Here is a 5,275-nt window from a genome sequence, read left to right on the forward strand (position 1 = left end):
CTCGAATCTGAGCGCGAGCCGATCGTAGGATCAACGCTAGTTTCAAAAAGGCTGGACTCCCGACTATGCACCTGGGAATGATCGAGATGAGCTGCTAGCTGAAAGCAGACGCGGAGAATCTCTATGGCCAAAAATAAAGAATTCTAGTACAAGACGCTGATTAATTTCCGCGCACCTAACAGTGAGCTTGATCATGACTCGTTTGGGACAACCTGCGTTGCCGGCTCAAACCGTTGCAATCGACCCACTTGAAGTGCAATACGTAATTGTGCACCTTAATCACGTTCTTCAAGCCGTTCAGAGTGACTGGCTTCGGGACGTCATCGACAAAGCGCGAACGCGAGTAATAGGATTAAAACCGGTCAAGAATTTACCATCTACTGCGATGGTTCAATTCTCCCTGAACTCTCCGGTGGCAGATAGTCTTCTTTTCGCTTGATTGCCTGAATGACAATAACGCAATTCTCGTACAAGTTCCTTTCAATATTTAGGATCGCAAAGCCTGCGGCCTCCAAGAATCGCCTTATGTCTTGCTCGCTATAGCGACGGATGATTCCCTCCATTTCGCGATTACGTGCGCTCGCCTCGTAGTACTGAGCTTCGATCGCTTTCCACTCCGGTCGCCTGGACAATTCCAGATGTATCGCATCTAAGAGCTTATTAATATTGGTGTCAACCGTAGATGTGGATAGCGAAAGTATTGCATTCCAATCGAGAACGCGACGGATTTCTTTGAGGCACGCTATCGGATCGTCTAGGGCAAAGACAACGTTCATCATCACGCAAGCATCGTAAGAGCGGTCGGCTTTTTGCCGTAGTCCACCGAGACAATCAGCGTGAATGACCTCGACTCGATCGAGTTGAGACTCCCTCTTCAGATTCTCCCTTAAACCTGCCACCATTTTACCATTCGGTTCAATGGCGTGGACCGTTCGGCCTGGCGTGCGCAGCAACTCTAATGTTGTGCTCCCCGTCCCGGCACCGACGTCTAAGCACTTTAAAGGCGCGGAGCCAATTTGTTCCACAACCTTTTCAACTAATTTCGTATGCTGCGAAAACTTCGCGACTACGGAATCGTAGCAATTCGCGTAACTGGTCCAGATGGTATCATTGTGAACAACGTCCATTAGAGAATTCCAAAGGTCTCCGCGTTGAACGAACGTAACGTGCAGTGCCACGCACCACAAACTCCTATCGTTTCGGACCCGAGAAGCAAACTTTTGCGCAATAACTAGTCCGTACTTCGGATGTCGAAATTGTAAAACCTCTGTATCAACATCAGGCTCCGAGCCCGCCGGGAATTGGCGAATTGAGTGGGCTGCGACATCGGATTCCCAATTGTCTAATTGCTTCATGAAGATCTTCACGTCGTCGCCGCGGTTCAGACAAAAAGGCGTAGCAACGAGGTGTTGAAATGCGGCATTCCAATCGACAAAAGAATATGTTTCTCCAAGGATGTATACTGGACCTAAACCGTGGAAAAGAGGTGGCTCGTCCCACTGCCTGGGTGTTCTCGCGGGCTCGCTGGTCGAAATGGTGTCATGTACTCGTGTAATCAGCAAATCTGGTCCATCGGCGCCACGTACGAAGATTTGCGGCGTTTGCTCCTCCCCTTTCATCTTTTCCAGGGCGTAGTTGAAGACGCTGCAGGCGGTGATTTCGCCATACTCCTCGGGCACAGTTCCAGGAGACCGAACAAGCGATCCACCGGATAGGGCCTTGATGACGTGGTTCGTGAAGAGACCAAGTTTCTCTTCAGGCTTACCAACCGCGACTTGGAGAGGCTCGGTGGCTGTCAGAAGAAAAGCGCCCTTTGTCGCATGCCGACGACCCCGTATTTCCCGTTCCTTTGCCCGATAAAGATATGCAGTTGATGCAGCTTCGGCGGCGTAGTCCTGAAACCCAATTGGCTGAACAGTCCTTTCTATCAAAGCTCGGGGTCCCCGAGACTCGAATAGGTCTGCTGCAGCGAGGCCGCTGTAACAACAGTCAAGAATCACTAAAACACAATTGCTTTTTGTCTTAAAAATCGCGTTGAAAAAATTCGCGCATAGGACATGACGGTTAGCGTTTGTCCTGTTCGTGTCGTGCATCGCAAGGCATAAATGTCCGCCGTCTGGAAACCCATGGCCAGAATAATAGACCAGTAGTAGATCCTCGGGTTGCGGCAGCGCAACGAACGTATTGAGCTTATCCACCATGTCGCCAGCGGTGTCATTTAGCGACTCTTGTATTTCACACGGATCAAGAGTCTTTCCTGACAATGCAGCCTTCAACGTATTGATGTCGTTTTCTGGATACGTCAGATTCCCGCCGACGGCATTGGAATTCTCATATCTCCAATTACCTACAAGAAATGCATGTGTCGGCATCGCATCGCACCTTCGATTAACAAGATTGTCCGTTACGACTTTGCGACGTTTGATTCTTCTAGAAACTTCGTGAGGACCGCGATCGCTGAATCCATCTGTTGTTTGTCCATACTATCCATCGATAATTCAACCGACTTGTCTCGGTTGGCATTTCGAAGCACAACCTTAACACTTGAGACGCGTGGGCCTCGAAAACAAACCGCTATTCCATGGAGCAGAGTGGCGGCGGCTCCGGAGGAAACGATGCCGAGCAACAGTCCGATAAGTGCGAAGCCTCGCTCTTCCTTCGCGCCGATAAAGTGACTGGACGACGCAGCGGCCGAGGAATTCAAAACGCGGACATTGGCATCTTTCTTCAGAATACCTGATAAGGAATCGTAATCTGCAATCGGGTTTGTGCGGTCCGCGCGCTTTACCTCGATGGATAGCTGGAATTCATACGCGTCGCCCATTATCTGTGACCTCCGAAATCGCTCAGCTCGAAGAGGATGGAAGTGGTTTGAAAGCGCCGGACAAACGTGCCAGAAGCTCCTACATTTCTGCTCTAAGGGCACTTAAGTCGCCGATATTCTGAACGAACCGAGCGATGGATTCAAGTATGCCATTACCTTAAAAATGTTGGTTAGAAACTGCCTCAGCAGTAGGGTGGCGGCCATCGGCTGCAGCGCGACCGCTTTAATGGTCGAGGTTTTTCAGTTCCTGGTCGGCGTGCCGAAATGTGTAAATCACGGGTCCGTAGCCTGGTACTTGGTGAACAACGTCGCCGGCGACCGGGAAACTACCTTGTTGGTTGTTCGATCGTGAGCGGTGTCGCGTCGCACGACGCTGCATTCCTGGGCGACGGTTCCACTTCGCGACGTCGGATCGATTGATGCCAAGGCGGCGAGCTGAAGCGTCTGATGCCGCACGTTCGGTAGTCTTAGGCGTACAGGACGAACCGTCATGAACCGCTGTGGCGGCAGTTCACGCCCACCTGATGCCTATCCGAGATCGGCACGAGTGGGCTTCGGTGACTGGGCCACTGGTGTCGTCAAAGCGATTCTGCGAGTGTGGAGGTCTTTTGCACCGCCAGCAGTGAAGCGGCTGGTCCAACCGACGCGACCTAACGACCGTCGAAAGTTGCAGCGGTGTGTCAGGAGGTCGAGCAATCCTAGGCCGCTTGCTTCTCTGGCGAACGACCAAGCTCCGCAGACGGCGGCGGCCTAGTGAGCTACGAACCCCAGAAAGCCTATCTGCCCCCGCCTTCTGCCGCAGCGCCTGGTTTGGCCGGCGTCATGGCAGGATGACTTGCTTGCCAGCCTTGTCCACGAAACGAATCCTCGCCCGGTCGTCACTCCTCTCGACCTCCACGAGCGTCTTGCCGTTGGGAGCTTGGTTGTCGAGTAGCATGAAAGTGCCAGTCTTGTTGTTCGTCCCGAGAGACACGGTTCGCCTGTCGTTCTGATCGAAGACCGTGAGGAACGACCCAACCGGTTCGTCGCCCAGTGAGATCATCCGTTTCCCGCCTGAGTGGTACATCCTGAGCGATGGACCGGTCTTGTCGTCGAACGTTAGGGAGGCGCGCGTCTTGCCATCGCCTTCGGTGAGCTGGAAGGCCGAGCCCGGCAAGGCGTTGATGTTCGACGTGAACAGCCCGATCTTGGAGTCGTAGAAGTTCACGGTCCCGGTGCGGAACGCGATGTCGGGCTTGCCATCCTGCGTTGTGCGGATGCTGATTTGCTCGTTCCCATCCTTCCCGAAGAACGTCAGGTCGCCGAGTCCCTTCTCGTCGATAGAGATTCCGAAGGAGGGAGTGATCTCCTTGCCCCGTAGCTGGAGGAAGGCGCGGTTGTTGGAATCGATGCCTAGACGTATACGGTCCTTGCCCGCTTTGTCCTTAATGACGATGTCGTCGTCCGAAATCACGACGTTCCGCTTCTTATCTTGGGCGTATGCGGGTTGGGGCTGACCGACGCCCCATTGCCACAGCACACCCAGACCAATTGCGGCGAGGACGCCGAGTGCAACGAGTTTCAGACGCCGGTTCTCGCGCTCCAGGCGCTCGACACGCTGTTGCAGTTCCATGCGCACCTCGTGAGAGAAAGCTGCATCTCAGACCGAACGGACCGACGTTATGCGGCAGTCGAACGGTCATGACAATTACCCTTTACGCTCATTCTGATCCTTCGACGGCAGTAGATCTCGCTGCTCCGCCGTGATCTTGTGCATGTTTTCGATCCCGGGCACAAAATCTGATTCGAGCGGATACTGGATTGCCTCATCGATCTTGCCGAGCGCCACGATGCATACAGCTTGATTTTCGATACGCTCAACGAGCTTTCGCATTAGGTCCACCTCGCCAAGTACGGTTTTCCGCCATCCCTCGCGTGTCTGTCGAATCTAGTTCCATGTCTTAGCTCGTGCGATTTCGTCACGCGCTAACCGCTTAACGGCCAATTCTTCTTCTGCGGATCCGGCATTAGCTTGCAACGACCGAAGGCGAGGGTCCGTACTGTTCTCAAAGATTTGCGTTAGCCACGAAAGCGCTGACTTCGCACCTTCACTAGCAAGGCATCTTGTGGGCGTATCCTTTACAAAGATTCTCGATCAAGTTGTTACGCTTGCCTTCGCGCTTCATTTCCTGAATCATGTCCGTTGAGCGATCGAGTTTGGTTTTGTCTCTGGAACCATCATAGATGTCGGTTCCAAAAGTATCGCTCCAGACAGCGCGAATCTCATCAATTGCCAAGCGGTCGTGAATCGCCCGCCGGAGATCCGCATCACTAAGAGCCTATCCGAGTACCGAACCGTTTGGCTGCAAGCATCCGTAGTGCAGGTTGAGGAGACCATTCTCGATTTGCACGGAGGTGCCTGTGGGCGATCAATCGACGTCAAAGTTTCACCACATCCCCGACGCGCTGTGG

At 53.1% G+C, this 5,275-nt stretch carries 5 protein-coding genes; all 5 read right to left on the minus strand.

What is annotated here, in order from left to right; translation table 11 throughout:
* Positions 1-377: 377 nt before the first annotated feature.
* Complete coding sequence (locus VGN12_19050; protein HEY4311552.1) at positions 378-2,372, minus strand: methyltransferase domain-containing protein; 1,995 nt, start codon at positions 2,370-2,372, stop codon at positions 378-380.
* A 32-nt stretch (positions 2,373-2,404) separates the two neighbouring features.
* On the minus strand, positions 2,405-2,824 hold the full coding sequence (locus tag VGN12_19055; protein HEY4311553.1) for a hypothetical protein: 420 nt from the start codon (positions 2,822-2,824) through the stop codon (positions 2,405-2,407).
* Positions 2,825-3,644: 820 nt separating this feature from the next.
* Positions 3,645-4,436: a hypothetical protein gene (locus VGN12_19060; protein HEY4311554.1), complete on the minus strand. Its 792-nt coding sequence runs from the start codon at positions 4,434-4,436 to the stop codon at positions 3,645-3,647.
* A 75-nt stretch (positions 4,437-4,511) separates the two neighbouring features.
* Positions 4,512-4,697: a hypothetical protein gene (locus tag VGN12_19065; GenBank protein ID HEY4311555.1), complete on the minus strand. Its 186-nt coding sequence runs from the start codon at positions 4,695-4,697 to the stop codon at positions 4,512-4,514.
* A 217-nt stretch (positions 4,698-4,914) separates the two neighbouring features.
* Positions 4,915-5,100 carry a hypothetical protein gene (locus VGN12_19070; protein HEY4311556.1) on the minus strand — a complete coding sequence of 62 codons (186 nt, stop codon included), beginning with the start codon at positions 5,098-5,100 and terminating at the stop codon, positions 4,915-4,917.
* Positions 5,101-5,275 lie beyond the last annotated feature (175 nt).

The organism is Pirellulales bacterium (assembly GCA_036499395.1).
Lineage (GTDB): Bacteria > Planctomycetota > Planctomycetia > Pirellulales > JACPPG01 > JACPPG01.